14 protein-coding genes are annotated in these 16,366 nt (G+C 66.0%); 11 read left to right on the forward strand and 3 right to left on the reverse strand.

Features of this window, described 5'->3' with window-relative positions:
* Positions 1 to 78: 78 nt before the first annotated feature.
* Positions 79 to 459 carry a TIGR02300 family protein gene (locus tag F812_RS0120985; protein ID WP_020087953.1) on the reverse strand — a complete coding sequence of 127 codons (381 nt, stop codon included), beginning with the start codon at positions 457 to 459 and terminating at the stop codon, positions 79 to 81.
* A 204-nt stretch (positions 460 to 663) separates the two neighbouring features.
* Between F812_RS0120985 and aroA the strand changes: the two genes are divergently transcribed.
* The 11 genes from aroA to F812_RS0121040 all read left to right on the forward strand — a co-directional run bounded on the left by aroA (position 664) and on the right by F812_RS0121040 (position 12,174).
* On the forward strand, positions 664 to 2,001 hold the full coding sequence (gene aroA / locus F812_RS0120990; RefSeq protein WP_026868339.1) for a 3-phosphoshikimate 1-carboxyvinyltransferase: 1,338 nt from the start codon (positions 664 to 666) through the stop codon (positions 1,999 to 2,001).
* A complete protein-coding gene (locus tag F812_RS0120995) occupies positions 1,998 to 2,624 on the forward strand; it encodes a (d)CMP kinase (RefSeq protein WP_020087955.1) in 627 nt (208 codons plus the stop codon). Before aroA ends, F812_RS0120995 begins: the two co-directional genes overlap by 4 nt.
* Before the next feature lie 221 nt (positions 2,625 to 2,845).
* A complete protein-coding gene (gene rpsA, locus F812_RS0121000; protein ID WP_020087956.1) occupies positions 2,846 to 4,561 on the forward strand; it encodes a 30S ribosomal protein S1 in 1,716 nt (571 codons plus the stop codon).
* Between the two features lie 146 nt (positions 4,562 to 4,707).
* A complete protein-coding gene (gene sppA, locus F812_RS0121005) occupies positions 4,708 to 5,679 on the forward strand; it encodes a signal peptide peptidase SppA (RefSeq protein WP_020087957.1) in 972 nt (323 codons plus the stop codon).
* 34 nt (positions 5,680 to 5,713) lie between these two features.
* Positions 5,714 to 5,998, forward strand: coding sequence for an integration host factor subunit beta (gene ihfB / locus F812_RS0121010; RefSeq protein WP_020087958.1), 285 nt, complete (start codon positions 5,714 to 5,716; stop codon positions 5,996 to 5,998).
* Positions 5,999 to 6,051: 53 nt separating this feature from the next.
* A complete protein-coding gene (locus F812_RS24950; RefSeq protein ID WP_020087959.1) occupies positions 6,052 to 6,414 on the forward strand; it encodes a hypothetical protein in 363 nt (120 codons plus the stop codon).
* 162 nt (positions 6,415 to 6,576) lie between these two features.
* Positions 6,577 to 7,248 (forward strand): phosphoribosylanthranilate isomerase, encoded by a 672-nt coding sequence (locus F812_RS0121020; RefSeq protein ID WP_020087960.1) that lies wholly within the window; start codon positions 6,577 to 6,579, stop codon positions 7,246 to 7,248.
* A gap of 45 nt (positions 7,249 to 7,293) precedes the next feature.
* Positions 7,294 to 8,565 (forward strand): tryptophan synthase subunit beta, encoded by a 1,272-nt coding sequence (gene trpB / locus F812_RS0121025; RefSeq protein WP_020087961.1) that lies wholly within the window; start codon positions 7,294 to 7,296, stop codon positions 8,563 to 8,565.
* On the forward strand, positions 8,562 to 9,395 hold the full coding sequence (gene trpA, locus F812_RS0121030; RefSeq protein ID WP_020087962.1) for a tryptophan synthase subunit alpha: 834 nt from the start codon (positions 8,562 to 8,564) through the stop codon (positions 9,393 to 9,395). The genes trpB and trpA overlap by 4 nt, the downstream gene beginning before the upstream one ends.
* A gap of 145 nt (positions 9,396 to 9,540) precedes the next feature.
* Positions 9,541 to 10,575 carry an acetyl-CoA carboxylase, carboxyltransferase subunit beta gene (accD, locus tag F812_RS24955; RefSeq protein ID WP_020087963.1) on the forward strand — a complete coding sequence of 345 codons (1,035 nt, stop codon included), beginning with the start codon at positions 9,541 to 9,543 and terminating at the stop codon, positions 10,573 to 10,575.
* Positions 10,576 to 10,788: 213 nt separating this feature from the next.
* A complete protein-coding gene (locus F812_RS0121040) occupies positions 10,789 to 12,174 on the forward strand; it encodes a bifunctional folylpolyglutamate synthase/dihydrofolate synthase (RefSeq protein WP_245257738.1) in 1,386 nt (461 codons plus the stop codon).
* Between the two features lie 107 nt (positions 12,175 to 12,281).
* Here the strand turns inward: F812_RS0121040 and trxA are convergent, their stop codons facing one another.
* Positions 12,282 to 12,626: a thioredoxin gene (gene trxA / locus F812_RS0121045; RefSeq protein WP_020087965.1), complete on the reverse strand. Its 345-nt coding sequence runs from the start codon at positions 12,624 to 12,626 to the stop codon at positions 12,282 to 12,284.
* 149 nt (positions 12,627 to 12,775) lie between these two features.
* Positions 12,776 to 16,366, reverse strand: coding sequence for a double-strand break repair helicase AddA (gene addA / locus F812_RS0121050; RefSeq protein WP_020087966.1), 3,591 nt, complete (start codon positions 16,364 to 16,366; stop codon positions 12,776 to 12,778).

Raw genomic sequence — 16,366 nt, forward strand, 5'->3', positions numbered from 1 at the left:
AGGATCTGGCGCGATCGTGGTCACTGACTGGACCGACGATTCACGCGCCAGATGGCAGGATCTGGCGCGATCGTGGTCCTAACGCTCCTCGTCGCCTTCGGTGACCGGGCCGCCGATGATGTTGGACATATCGCCGCCTTCTTCCTCTTCTTCCTCGAGGAAGGTCTCGTCCTCGTCGGCGGCAACGGCGGTGTCGCCATCCTCGATGTCCGGCAGCGCATCGTCGGCGTCCGCCTCTGCGGTCTCCACCGGCGCCTTCTCGGTATAATCCGACTTGCGGCCGCGACGGCTCGATTTCTCCTCGCCAGCCGCAGCGAGCGCGAGCGGCGACGAAGCCAGCTCATAGATCGAGCCGCAGATCGGGCAGGTAATGGGATCTCGGTTGAGGTCGTAGAACCGAGCACCGCATTCATTGCTCTGGCAGGTGCGCTTTGTCCCGCGCGCTTGCTTGGTCGCCATGGCTGTCTCACCTGTCAAATTGGGATAGCGGGGTCTGCCACAGCATCCGGCGGCTGTCAAAACGAAATCCGGTGCCGGTGCTGATAAAGCGTCGCGCGGCGTTGACAGGGCCTGGATGGGGCGGCTCTATGCCCGGGCTTTCCTTCACAACCCGGGCTCAGGCGTCCCTCCGGCGCCTCCCCGCGACATTTCGGGCGCCACCACGTGACTCACGCCGATCCTACCCCGCTCGCTTCCCGCCGCTCCGGCCCCCTCAAGGGCACACTTCGGGTGCCCGGTGACAAATCGATCTCCCACCGGGCCCTGATGCTCGGCGCCTTGGCGACCGGAAAAACGCGCATCCGCGGCCTTCTCGAGTCCGAGGACGTGATCAACACCGCACACGCGGTCACGGCCCTCGGCGCGCCTGCCCGGAAAACCGGAGACACCTGGGAGGTGCTCGGCCGCGGCACCGGCGGGCTCACGCAGCCCGACAAGCCGCTGGATTTCGGCAACTCGGGCACCGGCACCCGCCTGATGATGGGCGTGATCGCGCCGCACGACATCACGGTGACGATGATCGGCGACGCCTCGCTCTCCAAGCGGCCGATGGGCCGGGTTCTCAACCCGTTGAAGCAGATGGGCCTCGAGGTGGAGGGTGACCGCGACCGGCTGCCCTTAACCCTCCGCGGCACCTCTGAGCTCGTGCCGATGGTCTACGAGCTTCCGGTGCCGTCGGCCCAGATCAAAAGCGCGATCCTGCTCGCGGGGCTCGGCGCCGCCGGCGAAACCACAGTCGTCGAGCCCGAGGCAACGCGCGATCACACCGAGCGGATGCTCCGGCATTTCGGCGCGGACGTGCGGACGGTTTCCGAAGGCGGCGCAACCCGGATCACGGTGCGCGGCGGCGCGGAGCTCGAGGGCCGCGATGTCACGGTGCCGGGCGATCCCTCCTCCGCTGCATTCCTGATCGCATCGGCGCTCATCGTGCCGGGCTCCGACATCACCATCGAGGGGCTGCTCGTCAACCCGACGCGGACGGGCTTCTACACCACCCTCCAGGAGATGGGCGGCGACGTCACCTTCCTCAACGAGCGGGAGGAAGGCGGAGAGCCTATCGCGGACATTCGCGCCCGTTTCTCCGCGCTTTCCGGCGTCTCGGTGCCGGCGGACCGCGCGCCTTCGATGATCGACGAGTATCCGATGCTGGCGGTCGTCGCGGGCTTCGCCAAGGGCGCGACGCGGATGGACGGCCTCGCGGAGCTCAAGGTCAAGGAGAGCGATCGGCTCGCGGCAACGGCCGCGGGGCTCGAAGCGAACGGCGTTCGCACCGAGGTTTCCGGCGACACGCTCATCGTTCACGGCACAGGCTCCGTGCCGGGCGGCGGGCGGGTTGAGACCCATCTCGACCACCGGATCGCCATGTCGTTCCTGGCCATGGGGCTCGCGAGCACGTCTCCCGTCACGGTCGACGATACGGCCATGATCGCCACCAGCTTCCCGGAGTTCCGGCACCTTATGGAGCAGATCGGGGCGCAGTTCGGCGAAGGCGGCGGCGCATGATCATCGCCATCGACGGACCGGCGGCCTCCGGCAAGGGCACCCTCGCCAAACGGCTCGCCGATCACATGGGTTACGCCTGCCTCGACACGGGCCTGCTCTACCGGGCGGTGGCGCGCGATGTGGCCTCGCGCGGGTTCCGGCTGGAGGACACCTGGGCAGCGGTGGCCGCAGCGCGGGGCCTCGTTCCTGCGACCTTCGACGATCCGGCGCTGCGGGGAACCGCCGCCGGGGACGCGGCCTCGATCGTCGCCAAGATTCCAGCCGTTCGGGCAGCGTTGCTCGCCTATCAGCGGGATTTCGCGGCCCAGCCGCCCGGCGCCGTGCTCGACGGGCGGGACATCGGTACCGTGGTCTGCCCGAACGCGGACGTTAAGATTTTCGTGACCGCCAGCCCCGAAATCCGGGCCCGGCGCCGGTTTGCCGAGTTCGAGGCGCGCGGCACAGGCGTTGCCTATGAAACGGTTCTGGCCGATATCCTGGCCCGGGACGCCCGCGATGCCGGCCGGGCCGACGCCCCCATGGCCAAAGCTGCCGATGCGATATTGCTCGATACCAGTAACTTGAGTATAGAAGCCGCATTCGACGCCGTCGTCGGATTGATCAAGAGGAAGATCAGCCACTAGGGGCGCATGACACATGCGTCTCAATTTTCACTGGCGGGCCAGGGCCCATCACGACGGCGCCGAGACAATATTCAAAGAAACGTGCCGGTAGAAAACCGTCCGCTCGCGCTTCCGTGCGCGTTCGGCGGGGCTCGCGGCCATCACTCATCCGCGTCGCCGGGCAGCCTGCAACGGGTGCCGGGCGGCAAACATCCATTTCCAACACACGTTCAGGAGTCTGAATGACCACCGAAATCAGCAAAGACTACACCCCGTCGCGCGACGAGTTCGCCGCGATGCTCGCCGACAGCCTGGCGAAGGACGACGTTTTCGAAGGCAGCGTCGTCAAGGGTAAGGTCGTCGGCATCGAGAAGGATCTCGCCGTCATCGACGTCGGCCTCAAGATGGAAGGCCGCGTTCCGCTCAAGGAGTTCGGCCTCGGCGGCAAGCCGGGCGACATCAAGGTCGGCGATACGGTCGAAGTCTACCTGGAGCGCATCGAGAACGCGCTCGGTGAAGCCGTTCTCTCGCGCGACAAGGCACGCCGCGAAGAGAGCTGGACCCGCCTCGAGAAGCTCTCCGAGAAGGGCGAGAAGGTCACCGGCGTGATCTTCAACAAGGTGAAGGGCGGCTTCACCGTCGATCTCGACGGCGCCGTGGCCTTCCTTCCGGGCTCGCAGGTCGACATCCGTCCGGTGCGCGATATCGGTCCGCTCATGCATCAGCCGCAGCAGTTCCAGATCCTCAAGATGGATCGCCGCCGTGGCAACATCGTCGTCTCGCGCCGCTCGGTGCTCGAAGAGACGCGCGCCGAGCAGCGCGCCGACATCGTCGCCCGCCTCGCCGAAGGCCAGATCATCGACGGTCTCGTCAAGAACATCACCGACTACGGTGCGTTCATCGACCTCGGCGGCATCGACGGCCTGCTGCACGTCACCGATATGGCGTGGCGCCGCGTAAACCATCCGTCCGAGATCCTGAACGTCGGCGACACGGTGAAGGTGCAGATCATCCGCATCAACCCCGAGACGCAGCGCATCAGCCTCGGCATGAAGCAGCTCCAGTCCGATCCGTGGTCGGCCATTGAGGCCAAGTACCCGATCGGCGCCCGCTTCTCCGGCACGGTCACGAACATCGCCGACTACGGCGCGTTCGTCGAGCTCGAGCCCGGCGTCGAGGGCCTGATCCACGTCTCCGAGATGAGCTGGACCAAAAAGAACGTGCACCCCGGCAAGATCGTCTCGACCAGCCAGCAGGTCGAGGTGCAGATCCTCGAGGTGGATCCCGCCAAGCGCCGTATCTCGCTCGGCCTCAAGCAGACCCAGGACAACCCGTGGGATGCCTTCCTGGCTCAGCATCCGAAGGGCACCGTCGTCGAAGGCCCGATCCGCAACATCACCGAGTTCGGCCTGTTCATCGGCCTCGACGGTGGCGTGGACGGCATGGTCCATCTGTCGGATCTCGACTGGCAGAAGGCCGGCGACGAGGTCATCAAGGACTACAAGAAGGGCGACACCGTCAAAGCCGTGGTGCTCGACGTCGACAGCTCGAAGGAGCGCATCTCGCTCGGCATCAAGCAGCTCGCCGGCGACCCGGCCGACGAGCTCGGCAAGTACAAGAAGGGCGACCAGGTGACCTGCGAGGTCGTCCAGGTGCAGGAGAACGGCATCGAGGTGAAGATCGCGGATACCGATCTCACCACGTTCATCAAGCGCTCGGATCTCTCGCGTGACCGTTCGGAGCAGCGCTCGGAGCGCTTCACCGTCGGCCAGAAGGTGGACGCGGCCGTTCTCTCGGTCGACAAGGCTGCCCGCCGCATCGGCGTCTCGATCAAGGCGCTCGAGATCGCAGAGGAGAAGCAGGCGGTCGCACAGTACGGCTCCTCGGATTCGGGTGCTTCGCTCGGCGACATCTTCAAGGCCGCCATCAAGAAGCGCGACGCGGGCGACGAGGGCTGAGCCCTTCCCCTCTCGCAATTCGAGATCACACCATGCGCGGGGCGGAGACGTCCCGCGCATTTTTCTTTCCCGCGAGAGCGCCATTGCGCAGCGCCCGGCAGTTTCCTAATTTTGCAGCAACGACTTATTGGCAGGAGCGATGACCGATGTCCCTTGAGACCGAAGCCGTTCTCGACCGGCGCCGCATGCGCAGGCGGCTGGCCTTCTGGCGCAGCGCGGCCGTGCTGTTCGTCGGACTGCTGCTCGGCGCCCTGATGTTCAGCAGCGACGACCTTTCGAGCCTCGCCGGCACGCATCAGATCGCGCGCGTCTCCATTGAGGGCACGATCACCGACGATCGCGACCAGATCGCCATGCTGAAGAAGATCAAGGACGCCAAGCACGTCGAGGCGCTGCTGGTGTTCGTGAACAGCCCGGGCGGCACCACCACGGGCGGCGAGAGCCTGTATCTCGCGCTCAGGGACGTCGCGGAAAAGAAGCCTGTCGTGGCGCAGTTCGGCACCGTCGCGGCGTCCGCCGGCTATATCGTGGGGCTCGGCACAGACCACATCGTGGCGCGTGGCAACACAATCACAGGCTCAGTCGGCGTGCTGGCGCAGTGGCCGGAAATCAGCGAGATGCTGGCCAAGCTCGGCGTGAAATTCAACGAGGTTAAGAGCGGCGAGCTGAAGGCCGCGCCCAATCCGTTCGAGCCTGCCTCGGAAGGCGCGCGCCGCGTGATGCAGGACACCATCGACGACGGCTTTCAGTGGTTTCTGTCGCTTGTCGAGACGCGGCGGGGCATCGTCGCCAGAAACGTAAACGGCCTGGTCGAGGGGCGCATCTACTCGGGCCGGCAGGCGCTCGAGAACAAGCTGGTGGACGAGATCGGCGGGGAAAGCGAAGCCGTGCGCTGGCTCGAGACGAGCCGCGGCGTCAGCAAGGATCTCAAGGTGGTCGACTGGAAACCCACGCCGGAAGGCGCCTGGGGCAAGGTTACCGGAAGCGCCTCTCAGGCCGCCATTTCGGCCCTTGCCTCCGTGTTAAGCAGTGTCGCACATCTCGCAACTCTTACCCCCGCCGTTGGTCGAGTTGGCCTTGACGGCCTCGTTTCTGTTTGGCAACCTTCTGAAAATTAGAATAAATACAATTACTTTCGGGAGGGCGTGTGCTTTGATTAAATCCGAACTGATCCAGAAAATTGCAGCCTCGAACCCGCATCTCTATCATCGGGACGTCGAACGCATCGTCAACGTGGTGTTCGATGAAATCGTAGATGCCCTTGCGCAGGGCGATCGTGTCGAGTTGCGTGGCTTCGGCGCCTTCACGGTGAAGCACCGCGCCGCCCGCCAGGGACGCAACCCGCGCACCGGGACGCCGGTTCCTGTCGCAGAAAAGTTCGTGCCGTTCTTCAAGACGGGCAAGGAACTGAGAGACCGGCTCAACACGAACGCATAAGCGGCGCCGATCGAATAGGCGTTGCAGGCGAACTTCGCAGACGAGACACGAGCGTGCTCAAACGTATCATTTGGCTGTTGATCGCGTTTCCCGCAGCGGCGCTGCTCATCACGCTTGCGATTGCGAACCGCCATTCCGTTCGCCTGGTGCTCGATCCTTTCCGGCCGGAGACGCCGGTTCTTTCCGTGGTGCTGCCGTTCTACGGTTTTCTGTTCGGTGCGCTTCTGATCGGCGTCGTTCTCGGCGGCGCGGCCACGTGGCTTTCTCAATCGCGATGGCGCCGCACGGCGCGCGTCAGGAGCGGCGAGGCCAAGCGATGGCGATCGGAGGCCGACCGGCTCACGCGCGAGCGCGATGCCGAGGTTGCGAGCCGGGCCAAGGCCCTTGCCGCGCCGGACAAGCGCAACGCGGCGTGAGCGTCTCCGCGCAGCGGACTCTCCTTGCGCCCCTATGTGCGATCCGCGAGCGTCCTCCACGATTCTCCGCACTGTCGCGCCAAGCCATATTCCGGTGATTCCGGGAACTCGTGGCAACACCGAGGGTGCCATCCGAAACTTTCAGCGCTGAACCGACGCCCGATGACGACGCAAGTCAAAATCTGCGGTTTGAGCACCGAGGCAACGCTCGAGGCGGCCCTCGACGCGGGCGCGGATCTCGTGGGCTTCGTGCTGTTTCCCAAGAGCCCGCGCAACGTGAGCGTGGAGCGCGCCGCCGCGCTCGCCCGCCACGCGCGCTCGCGCCGTGACGGCGTCCAGGTGGTGACGCTGCTCGTGGACGCCGACGACGTGCTCGTCGATCGCGTGACCGCAGAGATCAAGCCCGATCTCCTGCAGCTTCATGGGCACGAGACGCCCGCGCGCGCCGAGGAGATCCGCCGGCGCAGTGGCCTTCGCGTCATGAAGGCGGTTCCCGTCTCGGACCGGAGCGAGGTGGATGACGCCTTGCGCTATCTCGCGGCCGGGGGCGGCGCCGATCTTCTGCTGTTCGACGCCAAGCCGCCCGCCAATGCCGATGCCTTGCCTGGCGGCAACGGGCTTGCCTTCGACTGGCACATCCTGGATGGGGCACGAGGTCGCGCTCCATTCGCGCTTGCCGGAGGCCTCTCGCCGGAGAACGTTGCTGCCGCAATCGAATTGACCGGAGCCGAGATCGTCGACGTCTCGTCCGGCGTCGAGAGCCGTCCCGGCCAGAAAGACCCCGATCTCATCCGCCGCTTCCTTCGCGCCGCAAAGGCCGCTAAGCAGGCATGAAAATTCTCCACCCGCCGCGGCGGGGCTAAACCGAGGACAGTGCCGATGGCCTCAAAAGACCAGAAGACCCACGAAGCGAAGCTCAACACGCTGCGCTCCGGACCCGACCCGCGCGGTCACTTCGGCATGTTCGGCGGACGTTTCGTCGCCGAGACGCTGATGCCGCTGATCCTCGATCTGGAAACGGCCTACGAGGCGGCAAAGAACGATCCCGCGTTCCAGGCCGAACTCACGCAGCTCATGCTTCACTACGGCGGGCGGCCGAGCCCGCTCTACTACGCGGAGCGTCTCACCGAGCATTTCCGTGGCGTGGCCAAGGCGGCGGGCGGCACGGGCGGCGCCAAGATCTATTTCAAGCGCGACGAGCTGAACCACACGGGCAGCCACAAGATCAACAACTGCCTCGGCCAGATCCAGCTCGCGCGCCGCATGGGCAAGACGCGCATCATCGCCGAGACGGGCGCGGGCCAGCACGGCGTGGCTGTCGCCACCGTCTGCGCGCGCTTCGGCCTTCCCTGCGAGATCTACATGGGCGCGACGGACGTGCAGCGCCAGGCACCGAACGTTGCCCGCATGTACATGCTGGGCGCCAAGGTCAACCCGGTGACGGCGGGCGCGGGCACGCTCAAGGACGCGATGAACGAAGCGCTGCGCGATTGGGTGACCAACGTGCACGATACATACTACCTCATCGGCACGGCGGCAGGTCCGCATCCCTATCCCGCGATGGTGCGTGATTTCCAGTCGGTGATCGGCACCGAGACGCGCGAGCAGATGCTCGAGCGTGAAGGGCGCCTGCCGGACACGCTCGTTGCCTGCATCGGCGGCGGCTCGAATGCGATCGGCCTCTTCCATCCGTTCCTCGACGACGAAAGCGTGAAGATCTACGGCGTCGAAGCGGGCGGACACGGGCTCGACGTCGAGAACGGACACGCGGCCTCAATGAACGGCGGACGGCCGGGCGTTCTGCACGGAAACCGCACGTATCTCCTGCAGGACGCGGAAGGCCAGATCCTCGAAGGTCATTCGATCTCGGCGGGCCTCGACTATCCGGGCGTGGGTCCCGAGCATTCGTGGCTCAAGGATACGGGCCGCGTCGACTACGTCTCGATCACGGACAAGGAGGCCCTGACCGCATTCCAGCTCAGCGCCAAGCTCGAAGGCATCATTCCGGCGCTCGAGCCGTCGCACGCGCTCGGCTGGGTCACGAAGCTCGCGCCGACGCTCCCTCAGGACAACCTGCTCGTCATGAACATGTGCGGACGCGGCGACAAGGACGTGTTCGCAGTTGCCGGCTATCTGGGGATCAAGCTTTGACCAACACATTCGAAACGCGGATAGACCGGCGCTTCGCGGCGCTCAAGACGGAAGGCCGGGCGGCGCTCGTGACATTCGTCACGGCGGGCGACCCGGATCTCGAAACCTCAAAGAAGATCCTGGCCGGGCTGCCCAAGGCAGGCGCAGACGTCATCGAGCTCGGCATGCCGTTCTCGGATCCGATGGCGGATGGGCCCGCGATCCAGGCTTCCTCGCTTCGCGCGCTCAAGGCCGGGCAGAAGATGCGCGATACGCTCGCGATGGTTCGGGAGTTCCGAAAGACAGACCCGGACACGCCCATCGTGCTGATGGGCTATTACAATCCGATCTACGTGTATCCCGTTGCGGCGTTCCTGGAGGACGCGGCGGCGGCCGGGGTGGACGGGCTTATTGTTGTGGATGTTCCCCCCGAGGCCGACGACGAGCTTTGCCTGCCGGCGCGCGACAAGGGCATCAACTTCATTCGCCTCGCGACCCCCACTACCGACGATAAGCGCCTGCCAGCAGTGCTGAAAAACACGTCCGGATTTCTTTACTATGTTTCCATCACCGGCATCACCGGAGCCGGGGCGGCAAATCCCGACGACGTTCAACTGCAGGTGGCGCGGATAAAGAAGGCGACAACTCTTCCCGTCGCGGTCGGTTTTGGCGTAAGAACGCCGGAGCAGGCGCGTGCCATGGCGAAGGGCGCGGATGGCGTAGTGGTCGGCTCAGCATTGGTGCGCGCCATCGAAGAGAGCTTAACTGAGGACGGCCGCCCGACTGGAAATACGGTCGGCTCCGTTCTAAATTTGGTCGAAGGCTTGAGCGCCGCCCTGCGCTCTTCATGAGAGGCGGGCAGCGACAACCGGCCAGAGGCATTCGAAGCAGACGGTTTCGGGCGCTGGCGGTGGCACAATCTTTCTACGGCGAATGGCATGAGCGGCGCTGCCCAGGTGGGCAGACGGAACGCGGGGTTTCGAGGAGCGGTCAAGCGTGAACTGGATCAACAACGTCGTCCGGCCCAAGATCCGCAGCTTCCTCACGACGAAGCGCGAGGTTCCCGAGAACCTCTGGGTCAAGTGCCCGGAGACTGGCCAGATGGTCTTCTACAAGGACCTCGAGGCCAACCAATTCGTCGTGCCGGGCTCCAACTACCATATGAAGATGGGCTCGCGCGCGCGGCTCACCAATCTCTTCGACGGCGGCGTGTTCGAGCAGGTCGCAGTCCCCACCGTCGCGCAGGATCCGCTGCGCTTCCGCGACGGACGGCGCTACACGGACCGCATCAAGGATGCCCGCGCCAAGACGGGCCTCGACGATGCCGTGCTGATCGGCGAAGGCACGCTCGACGGGCGCATGGTGGTCGCGGCCGCACAGGACTTCGAGTTCATGGGCGGCTCGCTCGGCATGGCCGCAGGTGAAGCCGTCATCGCCGGAATGCTGCGCGCAGTCGAGCTCAAGGCGCCGTTCATCCTGTTCGCGGCCTCGGGCGGCGCTCGTATGCAGGAGGGCATCCTTTCGCTGATGCAGATGCCGCGCACGACGATCGCCGTGCAACGCCTGCGCGATGCGAAGCTGCCGTATATCGTCGTGCTCACCGATCCGACCACGGGCGGCGTCACGGCCTCGTATGCAATGCTGGGCGACGTCCACATCGCCGAGCCCGGCGCACTCATCTGTTTCGCGGGGCCGCGCGTCATCCAGCAGACGATCCGCGAGCAGCTTCCCGACGGCTTCCAGCGGGCCGAGTATCTGCTTAGCCACGGCATGATCGACATGGTCGTGCATCGCCACAAGATGCGCGAAACGCTGAGCCGCATCTGCAGCCTGCTGATGCACGGCGCAGCCATCGACAAGACCAAGGCGCGGCGCGGAAACGGCAAGATGCCGGTCAACGGAAGCGTGGACGGCAAGCTGATCGAATCCGCCGTCGAGCTGGAGCCTGTCGAAGAGGACAAGCGCTTCGGCGAGCAGAAGGGCGATGCGGACGCCGCCGGCGGCACCGCCAGGGAACAACCCAGGAATTGAGCTCGCCAGACGACTGGCGCGGGGCGTTGTGCCGATGGATTTGGCGCTCGTGCAAGGAGCGTTTCCGCTCCGGGACGCATTATTTCGCACTGCGGGATATTTCCTGTGCGTGTCGAGTCCTGTTGACCTCTCCCCAGGGCCAGGGCTTTCTCTCTTCGCCGGGCAGCCGGTTCCCACTATTCTCGACGCAGGCCAGCAGGAATCGCATGCAGATTGCGCGATCAAGACTGGCAGTGCGGGCGATGCCCGCTGAAGGAGGAGCGTGCCATCCTAACTAGCGACCAGCTCCTCGCGGACATGAAGCTCCTGCACCCCAAGCTCATCGATCTTTCGCTCGGGCGGGTGGAGCGGCTTCTGGCCAAGCTCGGTAACCCGCACAAGTCTCTTCCGCCCGTCATTCATATCGCGGGTACGAACGGCAAGGGCTCGGTCACGGCCTACCTCAAGGCCATGCTAACGGCGGCCGGCAAGCGCGTGCACGTCTACACCTCTCCGCATCTCGTGCGCTTCCATGAGCGCATCGAGCTGGCGAGCGCGCCAGGCCTCACGCAGCCGATCGCGGAAGCGGATCTCGTCGACGTGCTGTCGCGCACGCAGGCGGTGAACAGCGGCGACGACATCACGCAATTCGAGATCACCACCGCGGCGGCGTTCCTGGCGTTTGCGGAGCACCCTGCCGACATCGTTCTGCTGGAAGTGGGTCTCGGCGGACGTCTCGACGCGACCAACGTGATCGCAAAGCCCACGCTCACCGTCATCACGCCGATCTCGCTCGATCATGCCGAAAAGCTCGGCGGGACCATCGAGAGCATCGCGACGGAAAAGGCGGGCATCCTGAAGCGTGGCGTCGAGTGCATCGTCTCGCAGCAGGAAGACAGCGTGCACGAGGTCATTGCGCGCGAGGCGACACGCGTTGGGGCAAACCTTTTCGTGTGGGGGCAGAACTTCGACGCCTACGAGCAGCGCGGCCGTCTCATCGTGCAGAAGTCGGACCATCTTCTCGACCTGCCGCTGCCTGCGCTCATCGGGCGCCATCAGATCATCAACGCGGGCACGGCAGTCGCGGCTGCACTGGAGTTGAAGGACGTCGTGCTCGACGAGGCCTCGATCGAGCGCGGGCTCGTCAATGCACGCTGGCCCGCCCGCATGCAGCGCATCGACAGCGGGCCGCTTCCTTCGCTGCTCAAGCCGGGCTCGGAGCTGTGGCTGGACGGCGGGCACAATCCCGCTGCAGGCCTCGTGATCGCGCAATCGCTCGCAGACCTCGAGGAGCGCGCGCCGAAGCCGCTCTATCTCGTCGTCGGCATGCTCGGCCTCAAGGATGCCCCGGGCTTCCTCGGACCGTTCCGCGGGCTTGCGCGCCACGTTGTCGGCGTGCCGATCCCCGGCGCGCACGAGGCACCGTTCTCGCCGGATGCCTTGGCCGATGCGGCACGCTCGGTCTCGCTCAGCGCGGAGGCGGCTCCGTCCGTCGAAGCCGCGCTCAAGCGCATCGAGGCGATCGATGCCGGGCCCAAGCGCATCCTCATCACGGGATCGCTTTATCTCGCGGGGCATGTGCTGGCGCTGCAGGAAGGCGTGGAGCCGCAGGCGAACTAGCCGGCAGCGCATCTAGATGCTGGCCTGTAGTTTTCGAACTCTCCGCAAAAACAAAAGGGCTCCGACGGATGTCGGAGCCCTTCGTCATTCGATAGCGTGCAGCGCGCCTAGGCCTTCGCGACCAGGGTCTCGCCGATCTGCGAGCCCAGCCACTCTTCGAGCTTGCGCTTCTGGACGAGTGCGCCGACGTGCTGGCCGGCGACCTGACCGTTCTTGAAGACGATCAGCGTCGGCATGGCGCGGATGCCGTACTTCGTCGTGATGGCGGGGCTCTGGTCCACGTCGATCTTCACGACCTTGACCTTGCCCTTCTGCTCAGCCGCGACCTGCTCGAGAGCGGGCGCCATAGCCTTACAGGGACCGCACCATTCGGCGAAGAAATCGACGAGAACGGGCTCGGTCGACTTCAGAACTTCCTCGTCGAACGTCTTGTCGGATACGAGTGCGGTCATCTTACGAATCTCCTTGTTCGGCGTCAGCCGAGAGCTGTGATGTTGCGTCTTATACGGGGAATTTCATCTTCCGGATCATATCCGGCGGGGTTCCCTCAAGCGCGATCCACTCGCTGGCTGCGCGGATCGTGAACGTAGGAATGCCGACCTCATGCGTCAAGACTGGATATATCCAACCGCCAGAGTTCGGCAGCATAAGCGTCGAGCGTTTCTTGAGGGATTTCCATGAGATAGGGACCTTGCGTCCAGAGCAGAGCAGCGCGGACCGGCTTGTCCGGGACGATTTCGCGCACAGCCAGGCGGTAGGCGGCAAGCTGGTAGAGATAGACCGGCGCGACGGCCGCCAGATCGCGCGGGGCGCCGCGGTTGGTCTTGTAGTCGACGATGAGGGCTTCGCTGTCCGTGATGGCCAGCCGATCGAGCTGACCGGCAATGCGAAGCGGCGGGCCCGCCGCGCCATCGGGACGGGGAATCACCGCCACGACCGGCACCTCGGCCTGGCTTCCGGCGCCGAACACTGGCGCAAAAGTTGTATCAGTCAAGATGGCCAGCACCTCTTCGGCAATACTCGCGAGCGTGCGTGCCGGAAGGCCGCGTCCGCGCTCGGCCAGAAAGGCCTTCGCCGCCTTCGCGCGAGCCTTGGGCGGAATGGCAGGCAGATGCTCCAGCAGGGCGTGCGTGAGCGTGCCGCGCAGGAAGCGGGACTGATCGGCGAGCTTGCCCGGGCTCATGGCCGCGGGCTCGGCCTTGGGGTCCTTCGGCGGCGGCGCCGGCAGCGGCTCGCCTTCATCGTCGGTATCGTAGGGCGCGAGCCGTGATGGAGCGAGCGGCACCGTGAGCTGGGGCTCGCGCGGCACCGCGGTTTCACTCCACGGCGGAAGCGGAGCAGCGGCTTGCTGCGCCGTCAGCGTAACCTTGGGCCGCTCCGGCTCGGCCGTCTGTGGCACGGCGAGGCGCAGCACCTCACGGCCTCCATCTCCCGGAACGCGTTCGAGCGCGCCTTCCAAGCCATTGCGGATCAGCTCGTACCAGCAGCCGGGCTCGGGACCGCGGCGCCCTTCGAAGCCTGCCACGTAGAGGCGATCGCGCGCGCGCGTCATCGCGACGTAGAGCAGCCGGTTGCGCTCCTCGCGGTCCTTCTGCTTCAGGCTATCGCGCGCCTCGCGGATCGGATCGAGCCCGCCCGTGCCCTTCACCGGCCAGACGAACGGGGGCGGCGTGCCTCCTGGGCGCTGCATCGCGTCGAGCTTCATGGGGCGGCCCGCCTGGCTCGCGGCCGAGCCTGCGCTGCACGTGTCGGGGAGGAACACGACGGGGGCCTCCAGCCCCTTGGCGCCGTGCACCGTCATGACACGCACCTGATTGCGGCCATGCTCCATGTCGCGTTTGATGTCGCGCGTGCCGTCGCGCATGAACGAGAGGAAGCCGGCGAGCGAGGGCGGCGCGCCATCGTCGTAGGTGAGCGCGAGATTGAGGAACTCGTCGAGCGGATCGATGGCATCGGGGCCGAGACGCGCGATGAGCTTCGCGCGCACCTGGTCGCGATCGAGGAGGTCTGCGAAGAACTCGAACGGCGGACGGAAGTCGGCCGCCTTGCGCCAGCGCTTCAGCGTTTCCGCCGCCTCGGTGAAGCGCGGCGTGTCCTTGCCCATTTCGAGCAGAGCCTTCCAAAGCGTGCCCTTGCGCGGCTCGTCGGCCCGTTCCCGTCCCCTGAAGGCGAGCGCGGTGAGATCCGAGTCATCGAGGCCGAAGATCGGGCTCTTCAGCACCTCGGCCAGGGCGAGATCGTCCTCGGGGAGCGTCAGGAAGTCTCCCAGCGAGAGCATGTCCTGCACCGCGATCTGCTCGGTAAGGCGCATGCGGTCCGCACCGGCGACAGGGATGTCGCGCGCCTTCAGCGCCTGCACCATCGGGGCTGCGAAGGGCGCGCGCTTGCGCACGAGGATCAGGATATCGCCGGGCTCGATGGGACGGCCTGCTGACGCCAGCATCTCGCCCCGCGCGAGCCAGTCCCTGATGGTGTCCGCGATGCGGTTGGCGAGCTTGACGACGGGCGGCTCCGCCGACTGCTCCTCCAGCGGCGACCAGGCATCCGCGGGATCGACGTCGACCACCTGCTCCGTCGGCCAGATCTCCACGAGACCGGCATGGCCTGCGCGCTTTGCCGCGTGCGGGGCGGGCGTGACGCCGGGCGTGCGCAAGGGATCGGCGAACACGCGATCCACCGCATCGAGCACGGGAGCGACGGTTCGGAACGACAGCGTGAGCGGGATGCGCCGCCACGTCACCCCGGCGCTGGCGCCGAGCTCCGCGAACCGGTTTCCCATCTCCGAGAACATTTCCGGCGCGGCACCCTGGAACGAATAGATGGACTGCTTCTCGTCACCCACCGCGAACAGCGTGCGCGGCTCCTCGCGAGCGCCCACCCCGGAGAAGAACTCGGTGGCGATGGCCTCGACGACGCGCCACTGCGAGGGGCTCGTATCCTGGCTTTCGTCCACCAGGATGTGATCGAGCCCCTTGTCGAGCTTGAACAGCACCCATTCGGCAGACTCGCGCGTTGAAAGCAGGTTGCGGGTGCGGGCGATGAGATCGTCGAAATCGAGCGCGGCGCGCCGCACCTTGGCTTCCGTGTAGCGCTGCTGCACGGCATCGGCGAGACGCAGGAGCGCCATGGTCGCCTCCACGATGGCCGCACCCTGCTGCTCGGCATAGAGGGCGACGAAGCGGCCTTGCGCGCGCGCGAGCATCGGCTCGACCTCCGGGTTCTTCTCCTTCAGCGCCTTGGTGAGGAACTTGTCGCGGGGTGCGCCGTCGCTCTTCAGGAACAACCCCGAAAGGGCTTCGATGCGCGCGTGGTCGGTTGCGGCCTGAAGCGCATCGGTGATCTTCGCGGCCATGTTGGCGTCGGTCTTGCCGCCACCTAGCAGGACAGACCGCACGTGCGCGAGATCGCGCGGCGAGAGCAGGGTTGCAGCTTCCGCCTGAATGGCGGCGCGCGTGATGCCGGAACGAATGGAAAAGTGGCGCCGGTAGAGTTCGTCCACCGCGCCGAGGCCGGACGGCCCGCCGTCCGAAACGGACGGCATGCGCACGGCCGTCTCCAGCCAGTCGCGGTGGCTCAAGGCATCGGCCAGGATCTCGTCGAAGCGATCGTCGGCGGCGTAGGCGATGGCGGCTTCGAGCGCCTGCCCCATCGGGCTCGACCGCTTGCGCGCGGCGGCGCCGATGACCTGATCGATGGCCTCGCGCATGAGCTTGCGGGATGTTTCCTCATCGAGGATCGCGAAGCCCGGCGTCACACCGGCTTCGAGCGGGAAGCGCTGAAGCAGGCGTTCGGCGAACGCGTGGATGGTCTGCACGCTGAGGCCGCCCGGCGTCTCGGTGGCGCGCGTGAAGAGCGTGCGGGCGAGCGCGGTCTCCTCGGGAGCGGGCACACGGCCCAGGAACTCCGTCAACGTGCGCGCAAGGTCGCTCTCCGGCAGCATCACCCATTTCGAGAGGCTCTCGAATACGCGCTTCGACATCTCGGCCGCGGCGGCCTTGGTGTAGGTGAGGCAGAGGATGCGCTCGGGCGGCGTTCCTGCGAGCAGGAGGCGCAGCACGCGCATGGTGAGCACGTGCGTCTTGCCGGTGCCCGCGTTGGCGCTGACCCAGACCGAGGCGACGGGGTCCGCCGCGTCGGCCTGGAGGCGCGTGGTGCGCTCGAGCTCAGCCTTGATGGACGCGAGGTTGGACAT

The sequence above is a fragment of the Hyphomicrobium zavarzinii ATCC 27496 genome (assembly GCF_000383415.1).
Taxonomy (GTDB): Bacteria; Pseudomonadota; Alphaproteobacteria; order Rhizobiales; family Hyphomicrobiaceae; genus Hyphomicrobium_C; species Hyphomicrobium_C zavarzinii.

Excerpts from the sequence above, each read along its gene's own strand:
- F812_RS0120995 (WP_020087955.1), top strand. The coding sequence starts at position 1,998 with ATGATCATCGCCATCGACGGACCGGCGGCCTCCGGCAAGGGCACCCTC.
- sppA (WP_020087957.1), top strand. The coding sequence starts at position 4,708 with ATGTCCCTTGAGACCGAAGCCGTTCTCGACCGGCGCCGCATGCGCAGG.
- trpB (WP_020087961.1), top strand. The coding sequence starts at position 7,294 with ATGGCCTCAAAAGACCAGAAGACCCACGAAGCGAAGCTCAACACGCTG.
- trxA (WP_020087965.1), bottom strand. The coding sequence starts at position 12,626 with ATGACCGCACTCGTATCCGACAAGACGTTCGACGAGGAAGTTCTGAAG.
- F812_RS0121020 (WP_020087960.1), top strand. The coding sequence starts at position 6,577 with ATGACGACGCAAGTCAAAATCTGCGGTTTGAGCACCGAGGCAACGCTC.
- F812_RS0120985 (WP_020087953.1), bottom strand. The coding sequence starts at position 459 with ATGGCGACCAAGCAAGCGCGCGGGACAAAGCGCACCTGCCAGAGCAAT.
- rpsA (WP_020087956.1), top strand. The coding sequence starts at position 2,846 with ATGACCACCGAAATCAGCAAAGACTACACCCCGTCGCGCGACGAGTTC.
- addA (WP_020087966.1), bottom strand. The coding sequence starts at position 16,366 with ATGTCCAACCTCGCGTCCATCAAGGCTGAGCTCGAGCGCACCACGCGC.